The organism is Streptomyces sp. NPDC054840, assembly GCF_053611065.1.
On sequence record NZ_JBSGZP010000958.1, the window covers coordinates 1 to 2,134 of the forward strand.

1 protein-coding gene is annotated in these 2,134 nt (G+C 79.5%); it reads left to right on the forward strand.

The features are described from left to right. Window positions 1–2,134 (forward strand): SAV_2336 N-terminal domain-related protein (locus ACWGIU_RS36390; RefSeq protein ID WP_453712353.1); only part of this gene is annotated, 2,134 nt, incomplete at both ends.

The following is a 2,134-nucleotide window of genomic DNA, read 5'->3' on the forward strand; positions in this document are numbered from 1 at the left end:
GCCCTCGGGCCGCGGCCGAGGAGCCGCCCGGGGAGCCCGCCGAGCCCGTCCGCCCGGACGCGGAGGCCGACGCCCCGGTCGGGCTCTACGCGCCGGGAGCCGCCCGGGCCGACGGCGCCGACCGGGACCGGCCCGGGGAGTCGCCCGAGGAGTACGGAGTGCCCGTACGGGTGCCCGGGGCCGCCGCGCTGCCCCGCATCCTGGACATCCAGCGGGCCCTGCGCGCCCTCCAGCGGCACCGCCCGCCCGGGCCGCCCACCCGGCTGGTGATCGACGAGGCGGCCACCGCCGAGGCCAGCGCCCGCGCCCTCGGACTGGTCATTCCGGTGCTGCGGCCGGAGAGCCGGCGCGAGGCGACCGTACGCCTGGTGATGGACGCCTCCCCGTCGATGGCCGTCTGGCAGGACATGTTCGAGGAACTCCGGTCGGTGTGTGAGCGGTTGGGTGCCTTCCGGGACGTCCAGGTGCACTATCTGCACCGCCTCACCGACGGCACGGCCGCGCTCGGACGCAGCCCCGCACCCGGCTGCGTACGCGCCTCCGGCCTGCGCTCCGGGGACCAGCTGCGGGACCCGACCGGCCGGGCCCTGACCATGATGGTCTCCGACTGCGCCGGGCCGCTGTGGCGCGAGGGCACCGCGCAGCGGCTGCTGCACCGGTGGGCCGAGTGCACCCCGTGCATGGTCGTCCAGCCACTGCCGCAACGGCTGTGGCGGCGCAGCTGGCTGCCCACCGAGCGGGGCACGCTCACCCGTCCGGAGGGCAGCGGGCAGCGGCTCGTGTTCCGGGCGGACCGGCCCCCGCCGCCCGGGCGGCCCACGGGCGGGCTGACGGTGCCGGTGCTGCCGCCGAGCGCGATCGCCCTCGGGGCGTGGGCCCGGCTGCTGGCCGGCCTCACCGCCGGGCCCGTACCGGCCGAGGTGGGCCGGGTCCTGGCCGACCATCCGGCCGCGCCCCTGCCGCCGCCGCGTGCCGTGCGGCCGCCGCGCGAGCTGGTGGCGCGGTTCAGGTCCTCGGCCGCGCCCCGGGCCGTACAGCTCGCGGTGTACCTGTCGGCGGCGCCGCTGACGCTGCCCGTGATGCGGCTGGTGCAGCGCACGATGCTGCCGGACTCCGAGCCCTCCGACCTGGCGGAGGTGCTGCTGAGCGGGCTGCTGCGGCGCAGCGGGCCGGGGTCGGGGCACTGGTACGAGTTCGTCCCCGGGGTGCAGGACGTGCTGCTGGGGCCGCTGGGGCGGGACGAGGCCGCGCTGGTGCTCAAGCACTGCTCGGAGTACGTGCTGGCGCACTTCGGCCGGGGCGTACGCAACTTCCCCGCGCTCGCGGTCTCCCAGCTGACCGGGACCCCGCCGGCGGTCGCCGACCCGGGACCCGAGGAGGACGAACGGGCTCCGGAGGGGCGCCTCCCGCAGGCCTTCGCGCAGGTTTCGGCCAAAGTCGTACGCCGCTACCTGCCCGGGATGCCACAGGAGGGCCCCGCGGTACGCAGGCCCCCGGCGGCCCCGGTGCCCACCCGGGCCGGGGCGGTGCGCGCCGCCCGGGACCGGCTCGCGGACGCCGACGCCGACGGGGACGGCGGCGCGCGGGCGCTGTACGAGGCCGTGGCGGTGCTCCGGCGGGCGGTCACGGCCCCGGCGGGGCCCGGCGATCCGCCGGAGGAGGCGGAGACCGAACTGGCGGGGGCACTGCTGCGGCTGTGGACCGCCCAGCGGGACCCGGAGCTCCTGGCCGAGGCGGAACGGGCCGTGACCGGGCTGCGGACGGCGCGGGCGGGGGCGGTGCTCGGCCGGGTGCTGTACGAGCGGGCGCTGGCCGCCGGACCGGACGCGGAGCTGCTGGCGGCGGCGGACATGCGGTTCGCGGCGGCCGGAGCCGCCGCCGACCCGGAGCTGCGGCGGGACTGCGCCGTGCGGCGGGCCGAGACCTTGATCAGGCTGAGCGGGCTGCGGGACGAGGCGGGCGCCCTCCGCGAGGCCCGGGCGGCCCTCGAACCCCTGGCGGGCCCGGCCCCAGGCCCCGCCTCCACCCCCGGCGGGGACGGCGGCCCGGACAGGGGCGGGGACGGCGGCGCGGACAGCGGCGGGGACGGCGGCCCCGCCCCGTACCCTGAACTGCACCTGGCCCTGGGCCGCGT